The 16,401-nt window shown below is 58.0% G+C and carries 14 protein-coding genes; all 14 read right to left on the bottom strand.

Annotation, left to right across the window (positions count from 1 at the left end; translation table 11 throughout):
- Nucleotides 1–46: 46 nt before the first annotated feature.
- Complete coding sequence (gene dnaE, locus ABTV22_RS06090; protein ID WP_433739027.1) at nucleotides 47–3,568, bottom strand: DNA polymerase III subunit alpha; 3,522 nt, start codon at nucleotides 3,566–3,568, stop codon at nucleotides 47–49.
- 74 nt (nucleotides 3,569–3,642) lie between these two features.
- Complete coding sequence (gene rnhB / locus ABTV22_RS06085; RefSeq protein ID WP_433741315.1) at nucleotides 3,643–4,269, bottom strand: ribonuclease HII; 627 nt, start codon at nucleotides 4,267–4,269, stop codon at nucleotides 3,643–3,645.
- Between the two features lie 11 nt (nucleotides 4,270–4,280).
- Nucleotides 4,281–5,411, bottom strand: a complete 1,131-nt coding sequence (gene lpxB, locus ABTV22_RS06080; RefSeq protein WP_433739026.1) for a lipid-A-disaccharide synthase — start codon at nucleotides 5,409–5,411, stop codon at nucleotides 4,281–4,283.
- A gap of 2 nt (nucleotides 5,412–5,413) precedes the next feature.
- Nucleotides 5,414–6,190: an acyl-ACP--UDP-N-acetylglucosamine O-acyltransferase gene (gene lpxA / locus ABTV22_RS06075; RefSeq protein WP_433739025.1), complete on the bottom strand. Its 777-nt coding sequence runs from the start codon at nucleotides 6,188–6,190 to the stop codon at nucleotides 5,414–5,416.
- Nucleotides 6,187–6,627, bottom strand: coding sequence for a 3-hydroxyacyl-ACP dehydratase FabZ (gene fabZ, locus ABTV22_RS06070; RefSeq protein ID WP_110966659.1), 441 nt, complete (start codon nucleotides 6,625–6,627; stop codon nucleotides 6,187–6,189). The genes lpxA and fabZ overlap by 4 nt, the downstream gene beginning before the upstream one ends.
- A gap of 108 nt (nucleotides 6,628–6,735) precedes the next feature.
- Nucleotides 6,736–7,791 (bottom strand): UDP-3-O-(3-hydroxymyristoyl)glucosamine N-acyltransferase, encoded by a 1,056-nt coding sequence (gene lpxD / locus ABTV22_RS06065; protein WP_433739024.1) that lies wholly within the window; start codon nucleotides 7,789–7,791, stop codon nucleotides 6,736–6,738.
- 3 nt (nucleotides 7,792–7,794) lie between these two features.
- Nucleotides 7,795–8,298, bottom strand: a complete 504-nt coding sequence (locus ABTV22_RS06060) for an OmpH family outer membrane protein (protein ID WP_433739023.1) — start codon at nucleotides 8,296–8,298, stop codon at nucleotides 7,795–7,797.
- 45 nt (nucleotides 8,299–8,343) lie between these two features.
- Complete coding sequence (gene bamA / locus ABTV22_RS06055) at nucleotides 8,344–10,719, bottom strand: outer membrane protein assembly factor BamA (RefSeq protein ID WP_433739022.1); 2,376 nt, start codon at nucleotides 10,717–10,719, stop codon at nucleotides 8,344–8,346.
- Nucleotides 10,720–10,791: 72 nt separating this feature from the next.
- A complete protein-coding gene (gene rseP, locus ABTV22_RS06050) occupies nucleotides 10,792–12,144 on the bottom strand; it encodes a sigma E protease regulator RseP (protein ID WP_433739021.1) in 1,353 nt (450 codons plus the stop codon).
- Nucleotides 12,145–12,196: 52 nt separating this feature from the next.
- The gene (gene ispC, locus ABTV22_RS06045) at nucleotides 12,197–13,387 is read right to left on the bottom strand and encodes a 1-deoxy-D-xylulose-5-phosphate reductoisomerase (RefSeq protein ID WP_433739020.1); all 1,191 of its coding nucleotides are present in this window, start codon (nucleotides 13,385–13,387) and stop codon (nucleotides 12,197–12,199) included.
- Entirely contained in the window at nucleotides 13,384–14,190 is an 807-nt protein-coding gene (locus tag ABTV22_RS06040; protein ID WP_433739019.1) for a phosphatidate cytidylyltransferase, read from the bottom strand. Before ABTV22_RS06040 ends, ispC begins: the two co-directional genes overlap by 4 nt.
- On the bottom strand, nucleotides 14,190–14,945 hold the full coding sequence (gene uppS / locus ABTV22_RS06035) for a polyprenyl diphosphate synthase (protein ID WP_433739018.1): 756 nt from the start codon (nucleotides 14,943–14,945) through the stop codon (nucleotides 14,190–14,192). The genes ABTV22_RS06040 and uppS overlap by 1 nt, the downstream gene beginning before the upstream one ends.
- A 13-nt stretch (nucleotides 14,946–14,958) precedes the next feature.
- Nucleotides 14,959–15,516: a ribosome recycling factor gene (gene frr, locus ABTV22_RS06030; RefSeq protein ID WP_433739017.1), complete on the bottom strand. Its 558-nt coding sequence runs from the start codon at nucleotides 15,514–15,516 to the stop codon at nucleotides 14,959–14,961.
- Complete coding sequence (gene pyrH, locus ABTV22_RS06025) at nucleotides 15,513–16,256, bottom strand: UMP kinase (protein ID WP_003222124.1); 744 nt, start codon at nucleotides 16,254–16,256, stop codon at nucleotides 15,513–15,515. The genes frr and pyrH overlap by 4 nt, the downstream gene beginning before the upstream one ends.
- Between the last annotated feature and the right edge of the window lie 145 nt (nucleotides 16,257–16,401).

The following is a 16,401-nucleotide window of genomic DNA, read 5'->3' as shown; positions in this document are numbered from 1 at the left end:
ATTAAAAATTCGGGTCAAGATCAGGGCAAACTGATAGCACTGACCGTCAACGGTATTGGAGGAAGACGTTGTCTCGCCCAAACTGGTCACGCAGGGCTTGAATCAACGCATCCGCCGGATCAATTCGCCAGCCCTCGCCGAACTGCAGCAAGGCCTTCGCATCGGGGCTGGTGTAATCCATGGTGATCGGGCACGCACCACGGTGACGCTTCAATAATTCACCCAGCCAGCGTAGCTGATCGCCCTTGAGGTCCTTGGCGTGCAACTTCAAGCGCAGGCTCTCGGCCAGGTTGGTGCGCGCATCTTCCATGCTCATCACCCGTTTGACCCGCAACCTCAGGCCTCCGGAGAAGTCATCGTTGCTGACTTCGCCTTCGACCACCACCATCGCATCGGTCTGCAACAACGCCTGCGCGGAGTGGAACGCATCGGCAAACAGCGACGCCTCGATTCGGCCCGAGCGGTCGTCGAGGGTGATAAACCCCATCTTGTCGCCCTTTTTGTTCTTCATCACCCGCAGGGCGATGATCATGCCCGCCACGGTCTGGGTATCACGCGCAGGTTTCAGGTCAATGATGCGCTGACGGGCAAAACGGCGTATTTCACCTTCGTATTCGTCAATCGGGTGCCCGGTCAGGTACAGGCCCAGGGTGTCTTTTTCGCCTTTCAGGCGTTCTTTGAGCGTCAGCTCCCTGGCTTTGCGGTGATTGGCGTAGACGTCGGCATCTTCTTCAACGAACAAGCCGCCAAACAGGTCGGCATGACCACTGTCATGGGTACGGGCGGTTTGCTCGGCGGCCTTGATCGCCTCTTCCATCGCCGCCAGCAGGACCGCACGGTTGCGGTCGATATTGGCCTGATAGGCTTTCGGTTCGTCGTGGAAATACGGCCCCAGGCGATCCAGCGCACCGCTGCGAATCAAGCCATCAAGGGTACGCTTGTTGATACGCTTGAGATCGACCCGAGCACAGAAGTCGAACAGATCCTTGAACGGACCGTCCACGCGCGCTTCGGTAATCGCCTCGACCGGCCCTTCGCCCACGCCCTTGATCGCACCCAGACCGTAAATGATGCGGCCCTCGTCGTTCACCGTGAATTTGAACTCCGAGGTGTTCACGTCCGGCGCGTCGAGACGCAACTTCATGGTCCGCACTTCTTCGATCAAGGTCACGACCTTGTCGGTGTTGTGCATATCCGCCGATAGCACCGCCGCCATGAACGGCGCCGGGTAGTGCGTTTTCAACCATGCGGTCTGGTACGACACCAGGCCGTAGGCTGCGGAGTGGGATTTGTTGAAGCCATAGCCGGCGAATTTTTCCACCAGGTCAAAAATGTTACCGGCAAGGTCCGCGTCGATGTTGTTGGTGGCGCAACCCTCAATGAAACCGCCACGCTGCTTGGCCATTTCTTCGGGCTTTTTCTTACCCATGGCCCGGCGCAGCATGTCTGCACCACCGAGGGTGTAACCAGCCATGACCTGGGCAATCTGCATCACCTGTTCCTGATACAGGATGATGCCGTATGTCGGTGCCAATACCGGCTTGAGGCCCTCGTACTGGTAATCCGAGTGCGGGTACGCCAGCTCGGCACGGCCGTGCTTGCGGTTGATGAAGTCGTCCACCATGCCTGATTGCAGCGGGCCGGGACGGAACAGTGCCACCAGTGCGATCAAGTCTTCCAGGCAGTCGGGCTTGAGCTTCTTGATCAGCTCCTTCATGCCGCGCGACTCGAGCTGGAACACCGCCGTGGTTTCGGCTTTCTGCAACAGGTCGTAGGTTTTCTTGTCATCGAGCGGGATAAAGTCGATGTTCAAGTCATCCAGGCCTTTCTTGGCCTGTTCGCGGTTGATGGTTTCCATCGCCCACTTGATGATCGTCAGGGTCCGCAGACCCAGGAAGTCAAACTTCACCAGCCCGGCCGCCTCGACGTCATCCTTGTCGAACTGGGTCACCAGCCCCCCGCCCTCTTCATCACAGGCGATAGGCGAAAAGTCGGTGAGTTTGGTCGGGGCAATCACCACGCCACCGGCGTGCTTGCCGGTACCACGGCAGACGCCCTCGAGCTTGCGCGCCATGTCCCAGATTTCCTTGGCGTCTTCGTCCACCTTGAGGAAATCGCGCAGGACCTCTTCCTGCTCGTAGGCCTTCTCCAGGGTCATGCCGACCTCGAAGGGGATCATCTTCGACAGGCGATCGGCCAGGCCATAGGATTTGCCCTGCACCCGCGCCACGTCACGCACCACCGCCTTGGCGGCCATGGTGCCGAACGTGATGATCTGGCTCACCGCGTTGCGCCCGTAGGCGTCGGCCACGTACTCGATCACCCGATCGCGACCGTCCATGCAGAAGTCGACGTCGAAGTCGGGCATGGAGACCCGTTCCGGGTTGAGGAAACGTTCGAACAGCAGGTCGTACGCCAGCGGATCAAGGTCAGTGATCTTCAGTACATAAGCGACCAGAGAACCGGCACCCGACCCCCGACCAGGACCAACCGGCACGCCGTTGTTCTTGGCCCACTTGATGAAGTCCATAACGATCAGGAAGTAACCGGGGAACCCCATCTGGATGATGATATCCAGCTCGAACTTCAGCCGATCCAGGTAGACCTGGCGCTTCTCTTCGTAGTTGGGGGTCGTGTCTTTGGGCCACAACACCGCCAGACGTTCTTCCAGGCCCTCGTGGGAAACATGGCGCAGATAATCATCGATGCCCATGCCATTGGGCGTAGGAAAGTCCGGCAGGAAGTGCTTGCCCAGCTTCACGTCGATATTGCAGCGCTTGGCGATCTCGACCGTGTTTTCCAGCGCCTCAGGGATATCGCCGAACAGCTCGGCCATTTCCTCGGCGCTTTTGAGGTATTGCTGATTGCTGTAATTCTTCGAACGTCGCGGATCGTCGAGAGCCCGCCCCTCGCCGATGCAAACGCGGGTTTCGTGGGCATCGAAGTCTTCCTGTTTGAGGAAGCGCACATCGTTGGTCGCGACCAACGGTGCGCCGAGCTTCTCGGCCAAGGCCACGGCGCCGTGCAATTGCTCTTCATCATTGGGACGGTTAGTTCGCTGGATTTCCAGATAGAAACGGTCCGCAAACACCGCCATCCATTCACGCGCCAGGGTTTCAGCTTCGTCCGGGTTGCCGCTGAGCATGGCCAGGCCGATCTCGCCCTCTTTCGCCGCCGACAGCATGATCAAGCCTTCGTTAGCTTCGGCTACCCACTCGCGCTCGACGATGACCGAGCCATTGCGCTGACCATCGATGAAGCCGCGAGAGATCAATTCGGTGAGGTTGCGATAACCCAGCGGATTCATGACCAACAGGCTGATCCGGCTCAGTGGACCATCCGGATCCTTGTTCGACAACCACAGGTCGGCACCGCAGATCGGTTTGATCCCGGCACCCATGGCGTTTTTATAGAACTTGACCAGGGAACACATGTTGTTCTGATCGGTGACCGCGACAGCAGGCATATTCATGCCGACCAGGGTCTTGACCAGCGGCTTGATCCGCACCAGACCGTCGACCAGGGAATATTCAGTGTGCAGGCGTAGGTGAACGAATGAAGCCGGCATGGTGATCCTGTAAGTCATGAAAACAACAAGGCCCGGATTGTACCGGGCCTTGGTAAAAAAAATCAGCCTTGCGACTAACTCTCGATCAGGCTTTCTCGCGCTTCGTAAGCTAGACGTACAGGGGCAAACGAGCGCCGATGAATCGGCGTTGGCCCAAGACGCACGAGCGCTTCCAGATGAACGGGCGTCGGATAGCCCTTGTGGCCGCCAATGCCGTACCCGGGGTAAATCAGTTCGAAGGCTGCCATCTCGCGATCGCGACTGACCTTCGCCAGAATCGACGCAGCAGCGATGGCCGGAACCTTGCTATCACCTTTGACGACAGCTTCGGCACGCATCGGCAGTTTCGGGCAACGGTTGCCGTCAATCATCGCCAGCTTCGGCTGAATATGCAGGCCAGCCACGGCACGCTGCATGGCCAGCATTGTGGCATGCAGAATGTTCAGTTCGTCGATCTCTTCGACTTCCGCGCGGGCGATGCACCAGCTCAGGGCTTTTTCGCAGATTTCATCGTAGAGCTTTTCGCGACGGGCCTCGGTGAGTTTCTTCGAATCGTTCAGGCCAAGGATCGGGCGCTGTGGATCAAGGATCACTGCTGCGGTCACGACAGCACCACAGAGCGGCCCCCGGCCGACTTCGTCGACGCCGGCCACCAACTCTTCCACTTCGGCCACCAAGGTGAAATCCAGCCCCATTTGCATGCTTGTTTTGCTCATTGTGCTTGGCCGATCAGGTTCAATACCGCATCAGCCGCCTGATTAGAGGCATCGAGACGCAGGGTACGGTGGATTTCGTCGAAACCGCGAGTTTGCTCCTGGCCACCCTCAATCAATGGCGACAGGGTCTGGGCCAGCGCCTCGACCGTCGCATCATCCTGCAGCAGTTCGGGCACCAGCAGGCGCTGGGCCAGCAGGTTCGGCAAGGACACGTAGGGACTCTTCACCATTCGCTTGAGAATCCAGAAGGTCAGCGGTGCCAAACGATAGGCAACCACCATCGGCCGCTTGTACAACAAGGCTTCCAGCGTTGCAGTGCCGGATGCGATCAACACGGCGTCACAGGCTGCCAGGGCCAGATGGGACTTGCCATCCAACAGGGTCAGCGGCAGGTCGCGACCGGCCAGCATCTCTTCCAGTTGCACGCGGCGCTCGGGACTGGCGCAAGGCATGATGAACCGCACGCCAGGTCGCATTGCTCGCAGACGCTGAGCGGTATCGAGAAACAGCGCACCCAGGCGACCCACTTCACCACCACGGCTGCCCGGCATCAACGCAACCAACGGCCCGTCGGGCAAGCCCAGCTCGGCCCGCGCGGCAGCGCGATCGGCTTCCAGTGGAATGGCATCAGCCAGGGAATGCCCGACAAAGCGCACCGGGACACCCTTCTCTTCGTAGAATTTCGCTTCGAACGGGAACAGCGTCAGCATCAGGTCGCAACCTTCGCGAATCTTCAGCACCCGCTTCTGTCGCCAGGCCCAGACCGAAGGGCTGACGTAATGCACGGTCTTGATCCCGGCCTGACGCAGTTTGAGTTCGATATTGAGGTTGAAATCCGGAGCATCGATGCCGATAAACACGTCCGGCTTCGCGGCAATCAGGTCCGCCACCAGCTTTTTGCGACGTGCCAGTAACTCGCGCAGCCGCCCTAAAACCTCCACCAGGCCCATGACCGACAGGCGTTCCATCGGGAAGTAGGAGCTCAGGCCTTCGGCCTGCATCAGCGGACCACCGACACCGATGAACTCGATCGCCGGATGACGGGCCTTGAGTGCGCGCATCAGACCCGCGCCGAGAATGTCGCCGGAAGCCTCACCCGCCACCAGCGCAATACGCAGATTGGCCATGGTTAGCGGGTGATGCCGCGAGTCGAAGACTGGATGGAGTCACGAAACACCGCGACTTCCGGGAACTGGATCGACGGCTCGGCCAGTTCGGCGAGTGCCTGCTCGACTGTCAGCCCTTGGCGGTAAACAACCTTGTAGGCGCGACGCAGGGCGTGAATGGCATCTTCGCTGAAACCACGACGGCGCATGCCCTCGAAGTTCATGCTGCGGGCCTCGGCCGGATTGCCAAAAACGGTGACATAAGCCGGAACGTCCTTGCCGATAGCCGTTCCCATGCCGGAAAAGCTGTGGGCACCGATATGGCAATACTGGTGGACCAGGGTAAAACCGGACAGGATGGCCCAGTCTTCCACGTGCACGTGACCAGCCAGCGCCGTGTTGTTGACCAGAATGCAGTGATTGCCGATAACACTGTCGTGACCGATGTGCGCATAGGCCATGATCAGGTTGTGGTCACCCAAGGTCGTTTCCGAGCGGTCTTGAATCGTCCCACGGTGAATCGTCACGCCTTCGCGGATGACGTTGTGATCGCCAATCACCAAGCGTGTTTCTTCGCCCTTGTATTTCAGGTCCGGCGTGTCCTCGCCTACCGAAGAGAACTGGTAGATGCGATTGTGCTTACCGATTCGGGTCGGGCCTTTGAGAATCACGTGCGGGCCGATTACCGTTCCCTCGCCGATTTCCACACCTGCGCCGATGATCGACCATGGGCCGACCTCGACACCGTCAGCCAGGATGGCTGTCGGATCGATGATTGCGCGAGGGTCAATCAAACTCATAGTTTGCGTTCCGCACAGATGATTTCAGCAGAGCAGACTGGCTTGCCATCAACCGAGGCCTGGCACTCGAACTTCCAGATCTGACGCTTGCAGCTGATGAACTTGGCTTCGAGAATCAACTGATCACCTGGCAATACCGGCTGGCGAAAACGCAGCTTGTCGGAGCCAACGAAGTAGTAAAGGGTGCCATCGGCCGGCTTCACATCGAGCATCTTGAAACCAAGGATCCCGGCGGCCTGAGCCATCGCCTCGATGATCAGCACACCCGGCATGATTGGATGCGCGGGGAAGTGACCATTGAAGAACGGTTCGTTGATGCTGACATTCTTGTAGGCGCGGATGCGCTTCTCTTCCACATCCAGATCCACGACCCGGTCCACCAGCAGGAACGGGTAACGGTGAGGCAGGTATTCGCGAATCTCGTTGATGTCCATCATTTCGGGGGGAAGCCTATGTAAAGATTGGGAGCGCGCGACTGATGCGCACTCCTCTAGCAAATCAAGGACGCAGTCTAGCGGCTGTGCACACTTGATATGGAAATGGTATCAGCCATCTGATGAAGCATTACCGCCAGGGGTCACTTCCCCTGCTTGCTTTTCCAGCTGTCGCAAACGCCGCGCGATGTCATCGAGCTGACGGATACGTGCCGCGCTTTTGCGCCACTCGGCTGCCGGCTGCATCGCCGTACCGGAAGAATAGGCACCCGGCTCCGTGATCGAGTGGGTCACCATGGTCATCCCGGTGATGAAAACGTTGTCGCAAATGTCGATATGCCCCACCAGCCCTACGCCACCGGCGAGCATGCAATGCTTGCCGATTTTGGTGCTGCCGGAAATGCCCACGCACGCCGCCATGGCGGTGTGATCACCCACTTGAACGTTGTGGGCAATTTGAATCTGGTTGTCGAGCTTCACGCCATTACCAATGATGGTATCGGCCAGCGCGCCGCGGTCTATGGCGGTATTCACGCCAATTTCCACATCGTCGCCAATCAGTACACCACCGATCTGGGCAATTTTCTGCCAGATACCTTTCTCGTTGGCAAATCCGAAACCTTCGCCGCCGAGCACTGCACCGGATTGAATCACCACCCGCTTGCCGACACGCACGTCGTGATACAGGGTAACGCGCGGCGCGAGCCAGCCACCTTCGCCGATGACACTCCGGGCGCCGATGAAACAGTGCGCACCAATGGTCGCCCCCGCATCAACCCGTGCCCCGCTTTCGATGACCACGAAGGCACCGATACTCGCTGCGGGATCAACCACTGCATCCGCGGCAATCACCGCAGTCGGGTGTATGCCGGCAGCCGCCTTGGGCTTGGGATCGAACAGGTGAGACACGCGCGCGTAAGCCGCATACGGGTCAGGTACCACCAGCGCATTACCGGCAAAACCTTCAGCGTCAGCGGCTTTGAGCAACAAAGCAGCAGCCTGACTGCTAGCAAGGTATTTTCGGTATTGGGGGTTGGCGAGAAAGCTCAACTGAGCTGGGCCAGCCTCCTGCAAGGTGGCTAGCCCAGTAATTGCTTTCTCCGGGTCGCCACGCAAGGTGGCGCCGAGGAACTCGGCCAACTGGCCGAGCTTAATGGTCGCTGTCATGGATTACTTCAGCTGATTCATGCGCTCGATAACCTGGCGCGTGATGTCGTACTGAGGTTTGACATCAATCACTGCACCACGCTCGAAGACCAGGTCATAAGCACCTTTTTTGATGACTTCCTCCACAGCGCTATCCAGTTTCGGCTTGAGCTGCTTCAGCATTTCGCGGTCGGCGACGGCTTTGGCTTCGTTCAGCTCCTTGGACTGGAACTGGAAGTCACGGGCCTTTTGCTTGAATTCAAGCTCCAGGCGCTCGCGCTCGCCCTGCTGCATTTTGTCGCCACCGGCCACCAGGCGATCCTGGATACCCTTGGCGCTGCTTTCCAGCGCCTTGAGCTTGGTCAGCTGAGGACCGAACTTTTTCTCGGCATCCACGGCATATTTCTTGGCCGCATCGGATTCCAGCAGCGCCATCTGATAGTTCAGAACGGCAATTTTCATGTCGGCAAATGCCGGGCCTGCTACCAGTACGGAAGCCAGGAGAACCAATTGAGTCAACTTACGCACGATGCACTCCTACAAAATCCATTGTCGTTATCTTGGGTCAGACGCTTAGAACGTCTGGCCGAGGGAGAATTGGAAAACTTGAGTCTCAGCGTTATCCGGTTTCTTGACTGGCATGGCCAACGCGAAACTCAGAGGACCCAGTGCGGTGACCCAGGTCACACCCACACCGACGGAACTTGCCATATTGCTCAGGCTGATATCGTTACACTGCGTATTGGACTTTGTGCCATCGGTATTGATGACATCCGAGCATTTGGAGTCGAATACGTTACCCACATCCCAGAATACCGAAGTCCGCAGGGAACGCTGGTCCTTGACGAACGGCAGCGGGAACAGAACTTCTGCACCACCTTGAATCAGGACGTTACCACCGAAAGGCAGTGGGTCCTGGTCCGGGTCGAACTGCGTCCCAGGGTTCTTGCCGGTACTCGGAGTACTGCGAGGACCCAGGGTACTGTCCTTGAAGCCACGCACCGAGTTGAAACCACCTGCAAAGTAGTTTTCGTAGAATGGCAAGCCATCGGTCGAACCGTAACCATCGCCATAACCCAATTCAGTGTGCAGGCGCATGGTGTAATTTTCAGTCAGCGGCTGGAACAACTGGCCACGGTAATCCAGTTTGAAGAACGACAGATCGCTGCCTGGCGTCGTGGCTTCCAGCACCAGACTCTGGGAGTGACCGCGGGTCGCCAGCACACCCTTGTTCAAGGTGGACTCGGACCAACCGGCCGAAGCCTTGAAGTTCAGGTATTGATCGCCTTCCTTGTTAACGAAGTCGAAAATCTCGTCAACGGTGTAAATGCCTGTCTTGATCTTGTCTTGCTGCGCGGTCAAACCGAAGGTCAGACGCGACGTCTCGCTGATCGGATAACCGACGCTGACACCTGCGCCAAAACTGTCTACGGCATAGCTGGCCACATCGACGTCAAGGTCGTTGTAGTCGGTGGTGCGGTAGAACGCGTTGTAACCCAGGCTCACGCCATCGGCGGTCCAGTAGGGGTCAACGAAGCCGAAGTTGTAGCGGGTCTGGTATTGGCTTTTGGTCAAACCGACACTGACCTTGTTACCGGTACCCAGGAAGTTGTTCTGGGTGATCGAACCACCGAGAATCAAGCCCGCACTCTGGGCGAAACCGACACTGGCAGTAATCGAACCGGACGCTTGCTCTTCCACACTGTAGTTGACATCCACCTGGTCGTCGACGCCCGGTACGGCCGGAGTCTCGACGTTGACTTCCTTGAAGAAGCCCAGACGCTCGAGGCGGGTCTTGGATTGGTCGATCAGGTAGGTCGAAGCCCAACCACCTTCCATCTGACGCATTTCACGACGCAGCACTTCGTCTTCCGACTTGGTGTTGCCACGGAAGTTGATGCGGTTGACGTAAGCACGCTTGCCAGGATCGACAGCGAAGGTGATGTCTACGGTGTGATCTTCATCGTGAGGCTGTGGCACGCCGTTGACGTTGGCGAAGGTGTAACCCTCGTTACCCAGGCGACGTGTGATCAGTTCAGAAGTGGTGGTCATCAGCTTGCGCGAGAACACCTGGCCCTTCTGCACCAGCAGCAGGGACTTGACCTGGTCTTCCGGTACCTTCAGGTCACCGCTCAGCTTGACATCACGAACGGTGTACTTTTCGCCTTCGTTGATGTTGACGGTGATGTAGACGTGTTTCTTGTCCGGGGTGATGGAGACCTGGGTCGAAGCGATATCCATGTTGATATAGCCACGGTCCAGGTAGTAGGAACGCAGGCGCTCCAGGTCACCGGAGAGTTTTTCACGAGCATACTTGTCGTCGTTCTTGAAGAACGACAACCAGTTGGTTGTCTTGAGTTCGAACAGGTCGATCAGGTCTTCATCGGGGAAAACCGTGTTACCCACCACGTTGATGTGTTGGATAGCCGCAACGGTGCCTTCGTTGATATTGACCTTCAGGCCTACACGGTTGCGAGGCTGCGGGATCACTTCGGTGTCGACGGTAGCCGAGTAGCGACCCTGAGCGACGTACTGGCGCTGCAACTCGTTACGCACACCTTCGAGGGTGGCACGCTGGAAGATCTCGCCTTCGGCCAGACCGGATTGCTTGAGGCCCTTCATCAGGTCTTCAGTAGAGATCGCCTTGTTACCTTCGATCTCGATACTTGCAACCGATGGGCGCTCGACTACCGTGATGACAAGGACGTTGCCATCGCGGCCCAGCTGGATATCTTGAAAGAACCCGGTTTTGAACAGCGCACGAGTGGATTCCACCAGACGACGATCATCCGCCTGTTCACCGACGTTCAACGGCAAAGCACCAAAGACGCTACCCGCGGAGACCCGCTGGAGGCCATTGACGCGAATATCAGAGATAGTGAAGGACTCGGCGTGAACTTCGGCGATCATCAATACGGTGAGAACCGCAGTTAGCAGCAGACGTTTCATGAAGTCCTTTCTTATTCCAACTGGCAATAAACAAACTGCCGCAAAATGCGGCAGATTCGCAATTCAGCGACGTTACAGACGGCCTAGATCGTTGACCAGAGCGAGCAACATCACTCCGACCACCAAACTGATACCGATCTGAATCCCCCAACCTTGCACCCGATCCGACAAGGGACGACCACGCGCCCACTCAATCAGATAAAACAACAAATGCCCCCCATCCAGCACAGGAATGGGCAGCAAATTCAGAACCCCCAAGCTAATACTCAGATAAGCAAGGAAATTCAGGAAATCAGCGACACCCGACTGGGCCGAAGCGCCCGCCACTTTAGCAATGGTTATCGGTCCACTCAAGTTTTTTACCGAGAGCTCACCGAACAACATTTTCTTCAATGAATCGAGGGTCAGCAGGCTCATGGTCCAGGTACGGCGAGCCCCCTCACCAATCGCAGCCAATGGACCGTAACTGACTTCACGAATCATCTCTGGCGGCCAATCGACTGCCTTCACCCCTGCCCCCAGGTAACCACTTGGTGCCTTTTTCTCGCCGCGCGCGGCCAGTGTGACAGGGACGTCGATTTGAGCACCATCGCGCTCGATCCGCAGCATGATTTTGGTGTCAGGACGCATACGGACGGTATCGACCACTTGCTGCCAGTCATCCAACGACTGACCATCCAGTGCCAACAACCGATCGCCCATCTTCAGGCCCGCAGCCTGCGCCGGACCTTTCGGATCAAGCTCGGCCAGGATCGGCGGCAATGCCGGACGCCAAGGACGAATGCCCAATGAACGAATCGGATCCGGTTCATCAGCGCCCTTGAGCCACTTATCCAGTGCCAGTTCACGCGCAGAATCGACCGTCGACCCCTGCTCACGAACCAGCAGCTGCAGGGAACCACTTTCCCCAAGACGACGGACCAGTTGCAAATTCACCTCGGCCCAGCCGGAAGTCGGCTCGCCGTCGATGGCGATGATTTCCTGCCCAGCGCTCAAACCTGCCTTGGCGGCAATGCTACCGGACTCCACGGCGCCGATGACCGGGCGCACCTGCTCGCTGCCGAGCATGGCCAGCACCCAGAAAAACGCCAACGCCAGTAAAAAGTTGGCAATCGGACCCGCCGCTACGATGGCAATGCGCTGACGAACCGATTTGCGATTGAAGGAATGGTCGAGCTGATCAACAGGCACTTCGCCTTCACGCTCATCGAGCATCTTTACGTAGCCGCCCAGCGGAATAGCAGCGACCACGAACTCAGTACCCTGCTTGTCGTGCCAGCGAAGCAGCGGCATACCGAAGCCTACGGAGAAACGCAGCACCTTGACCCCACAACGACGCGCGACCCAGAAATGGCCGAACTCATGGAAGGTGACCAGCACGCCCAGAGCCACCAGGGTGCCGACAATCATATAGAGCGCGCTCATCTACTTTCTCCGCATTCCTATCAGGTGCTGCTTGGACAACGCCTTGCAGCACTTATCGCCCGTGGCGACTCAGCCATTGTTCGGCCAGCACACGCGCCCTCGCATCCGCCGCGAACACCGCCTCGAGATCACCCACCGCCACCACTGGCTCAAGATTCAACGTTTCTTCGATGATACTCGCGATTTCCGGGTAACGAACCCGTCCGTCGAGAAAGGCCGCCACAGCGACTTCGTTCGCCGCGTTCAGCATGGCTGGAGCGCTATTACCTGCTTCAGCCGCCAGGCGAGCCAGCCGCAGGCACGGAAAGCGCTCTTCATCCGGCGCCTGAAAGTCCAGACGGGCAACGGCAAACAGATCCAGCGGCGGCACCCCCGAATCGATTCGCTCGGGCCACGCCAAGGCATTGGCGATTGGCGTGCGCATGTCTGGATTACCCAACTGGGCCAGGACTGAGCCGTCTATATAGTCGACAAGCGAGTGAATGACGCTCTGCGGATGAATCACCACTTCGACCTGGGAAGGTTTGGCATCGAACAGCCAGCAGGCCTCGATCAACTCGAGCCCTTTATTCATCATGCTGGCCGAATCGACTGAAATCTTGCGCCCCATGGACCAGTTCGGGTGAGCACACGCCTGATCAGGCGTGACATGCGCCAACTCGGCGACTGGCGTCTGCCGGAAAGGACCGCCGGAGGCTGTCAGCAAAATCCGACGCACACCGACCGCGCCCAGACCACGGGCATAATCCTGTGGCATGCACTGGAAGATCGCGTTGTGCTCACTGTCGATCGGCAGCAGTACCGAACCACTTTTGTGCACGGCTTGCATGAACAATGCGCCGGACATCACCAGCGCTTCTTTATTGGCTAGAAGGATTTTCTTGCCGGCCTCCACTGCTGCCAGCGTCGGACGCAATCCCGCCGCTCCGACAATGGCCGCCATGACCGCATCCACTTCAGGATCGGCAGCGACCTGGCACAAACCTTCCACGCCCACTAATACCCGAGTCGAAAGCCCCGCCGCACTCAAGTCATCCTGCAACACTCGAGCGGCGCGAGCCTCAGGCACAACAGCGAACCGCGGAACGTGACGCACGCACAGCGCCAGCAGCTCGCTCAAACGGGAATACCCGCTCAAGGCGAAGACCTGATAGCGCTCAGGATGGCGAGCGATCACATCAAGGGTGCTCAGACCGATCGAGCCGGTTGCCCCCAGAACGGTAATCTGCTGAGGGCGGCTCACGGTGCAGCCATCCACAACAGTACGGCAAACACGGGAATTGCCGCAGTCAAACTATCGATCCGGTCCAGCACACCACCGTGACCAGGCAATAGATTGCTACTGTCCTTGATCCCGGACTGACGCTTGAACATGCTTTCGGTGAGATCACCCACGACAGAGATAAACACGATCACGGCTGCGCCGATCAACCCCTTGAACAGTTCGGCCACGGTCCAGTCACGGAAAAATCCGACGATGACCGTAATGACCAGGCTCAGAACCAAACCACCGTAGACACCTTCCCAACTCTTGCCAGGGCTGACCTGCGGCGCCAGCTTGCGCTTACCGAAGGCCCGACCAGAGAAGTACGCGCCGATATCAGCCCCCCAGACCAGCACCATCACTGCCATGATCAGCCAGTTACCCAGCGGGTACTGCTTGATCTGCACCAGGCCTTGCCAGGCCGGCAGCAGGATCAGCAGACCGATCAGCAGCTTACAGGCGGCACTGGCCCAATGCTCACTGGAACGTGGGTACGTCAGAACAAGCCAGGTCGCAATCCCCCACCACAGCACCGAAGCCCCCAACACCCATGGAGCGAGGCCGGGCAGGATGTGCATGATAAACAGCATCAACGCCACGACTGCGGCATACGCCGTACGCATCGGCTGGGCAGTGAAGCCCGCCAGACGCGCCCATTCCCACGCACCAAGGGTCACGACCAACCCGATGAACAGCGCAAAACCGGACCCTTCAAGCAGGAAAAACCCGCACAAGGCAATCGGCAACAGGATCAGCGCAGTGATGATTCGTTGTTTAAGCATTAAACCCGGGCTCCAGCCTCGACCTGCTCACTTGTTTTACCGAAGCGACGCTGGCGGGATGCGAAATCGGCCAGCGCGTTACGCATGGCGTCGTGTTTGAAGTCCGGCCAGAACAGGTCGGAGAAGTACAACTCGGCATAAGCCAGTTGCCACAGCAGGAAGTTACTGATGCGGTGCTCGCCACCGGTACGGATGCACAAGTCGGGCAATGGCAGGTCACCGGTTGCAAGGCACGTCTGCAGCAGGTCCGGTGTAATGTCTTCCGGACGCAAGTGCCCGGCCTGAACTTCTCGCGCCAAGCGCTGCGCAGCTTGCGCGATATCCCACTGGCCGCCGTAGTTGGCGGCGATCTGCAGCACGAAGCGATTGGTGCCAGCCGTCATCGCCTCGGCCTCACGCATGGCAGCCTGAAGCTCCGGATGAAAACGCGACCGGTCGCCAATGATGCGCAAACTGATGTTGTTGTCATTCAGGCGCTTGGCCTCGCGACGCAGCGCCTTGAAGAACAGGTCCATCAAGGCACTGACCTCATCGGCCGGACGTTGCCAGTTTTCGCTGGAGAACGCGAACAGGGTCAGGACTTCAACCCCGGCTTCGGCACACACCTCGATAACCGCGCGAACTGCATCCACACCCGCTTTATGCCCGGCGACACCCGGCATAAAGCGTTTTTTCGCCCAGCGATTATTACCATCCATGATGATCGCGACATGGCGCGGCACCACGGTCGGCGCTGTCTGCTTGGTCTTGTCCATTAACACGCGACCCTTATACGGCCATCAGGTCTTTTTCTTTCTCTGCCAGCTTCGCGTCGATTTCAGCCACGAATTTCTTGGTCAGGTCGTCGATCTCGCCAGTGGCGCGACGCTCTTCGTCTTCACTGATCTCTTTTTCCTTGACCAGGTCTTTCAAAGAGCTGTTGGCATCACGGCGGATGTTGCGCACAGCAACACGAGCGTCTTCAGCCACATCACGGGCCTGCTTGGTGAAACCGCGGCGGGTTTCTTCGGTCAGGGCCGGCATGCTAATCAGCAGCAGCTCACCCAGGTTGGTTGGGTTCAGGTTCAAACCTGCACTGCCGATCGCCTTGTCGACTGCACCAAGCATGTTGCGCTCGAAGGCAACAACTTGCAGGGTACGAGCGTCCTTGACAGTGATGTTGGCCACTTGCTTGATTGGGGTATCAGCGCCGTAGTACGGCACCATTACGCCTTCGAGGATGCTCGGGTGCGCCTGGCCGGTACGGATGCGACCGAAGTTATGCGACAGGGAGTCAACAGACTTCTGCATGCGCTCTTTAGCGTCTTTCTTGATTTCGTTGATCATTGCTGGCCTTCCTCGATCAGGGTCCCTTCAGCGCCACCATGCACGATGTTCAGCAGGGCGCCGGGCTTGTTCATGTTAAATACGCGCAATGGCATCTTGTGGTCGCGGCACAGGCAAATGGCGGTCAGATCCATCACACCCAGCTTGCGATCCAGCACTTCATCGTAGGTCAGATGATCGAACTTCTCGGCATGCGGGTCTTTGAACGGGTCAGCGGTGTAGACGCCATCGACCTTGGTTGCCTTGAGCACGACATCGGCATCGATTTCAATCGCACGCAGGCAGGCAGCCGAGTCCGTGGTGAAAAACGGGTTGCCGGTACCGGCCGCGAAAATTACCACGTCCTTGGAGTTCAAGTGACGCATGGCTTTGCGGCGATCATAGTGATCGGTCACGCCAACCATGGAGATGGCCGACATCACGATGGCCGAGATATTGGCACGTTCCAGCGCATCGCGCATGGCCAGAGCGTTCATCACAGTGGCCAGCATGCCCATGTGGTCACCGGTAACCCGGTCCATGCCTGCCTTGCTCAGTGCTTCGCCACGGAACAGGTTGCCGCCGCCGATCACCAGACCGACCTGGACACCGATGCCGACCAGTTGGCCAACTTCCAGGGCCATGCGATCCAGAACTTTCGGATCGATCCCGAACTCTTCCGAGCCCATCAGGGCCTCGCCGCTAAGTTTGAGTAGAATGCGTTTATAGCGAGCCTGATAACCACTGCCCTGCTGAGCCATTGCGAATCTCTCCTGCGGCGTATATTAAAAAATTCTTTGCGAGCTGTTTTCAGCAAGCGTTCACTCTAGCGTGGCGCTGCTTCAGCGCCATCGGAACATGGCTTTGTAAGCCAGTTCCAAATGGAAACCAAATAAAAAATTGGTG

It is taken from the genome of Pseudomonas putida (assembly GCF_050990305.1).
GTDB lineage: Bacteria > Pseudomonadota > Gammaproteobacteria > Pseudomonadales > Pseudomonadaceae > Aquipseudomonas > Aquipseudomonas putida_AH.
The sequence above is the reverse complement of the archived record's forward strand: the minus strand, read 5'-3'. Positions and strand labels throughout refer to the sequence as shown.

Excerpts from the sequence above, each read along its gene's own strand:
- lpxD (WP_433739024.1), bottom strand. The coding sequence starts at position 7,791 with ATGACAGCGACCATTAAGCTCGGCCAGTTGGCCGAGTTCCTCGGCGCC.
- rnhB (WP_433741315.1), bottom strand. The coding sequence starts at position 4,269 with ATGCAAATGGGGCTGGATTTCACCTTGGTGGCCGAAGTGGAAGAGTTG.
- lpxA (WP_433739025.1), bottom strand. The coding sequence starts at position 6,190 with ATGAGTTTGATTGACCCTCGCGCAATCATCGATCCGACAGCCATCCTG.
- bamA (WP_433739022.1), bottom strand. The coding sequence starts at position 10,719 with ATGAAACGTCTGCTGCTAACTGCGGTTCTCACCGTATTGATGATCGCC.
- pyrH (WP_003222124.1), bottom strand. The coding sequence starts at position 16,256 with ATGGCTCAGCAGGGCAGTGGTTATCAGGCTCGCTATAAACGCATTCTA.
- uppS (WP_433739018.1), bottom strand. The coding sequence starts at position 14,945 with ATGGACAAGACCAAGCAGACAGCGCCGACCGTGGTGCCGCGCCATGTC.
- frr (WP_433739017.1), bottom strand. The coding sequence starts at position 15,516 with ATGATCAACGAAATCAAGAAAGACGCTAAAGAGCGCATGCAGAAGTCT.
- lpxB (WP_433739026.1), bottom strand. The coding sequence starts at position 5,411 with ATGGCCAATCTGCGTATTGCGCTGGTGGCGGGTGAGGCTTCCGGCGAC.
- fabZ (WP_110966659.1), bottom strand. The coding sequence starts at position 6,627 with ATGATGGACATCAACGAGATTCGCGAATACCTGCCTCACCGTTACCCG.
- ABTV22_RS06040 (WP_433739019.1), bottom strand. The coding sequence starts at position 14,190 with ATGCTTAAACAACGAATCATCACTGCGCTGATCCTGTTGCCGATTGCC.
- rseP (WP_433739021.1), bottom strand. The coding sequence starts at position 12,144 with ATGAGCGCGCTCTATATGATTGTCGGCACCCTGGTGGCTCTGGGCGTG.
- dnaE (WP_433739027.1), bottom strand. The coding sequence starts at position 3,568 with ATGCCGGCTTCATTCGTTCACCTACGCCTGCACACTGAATATTCCCTG.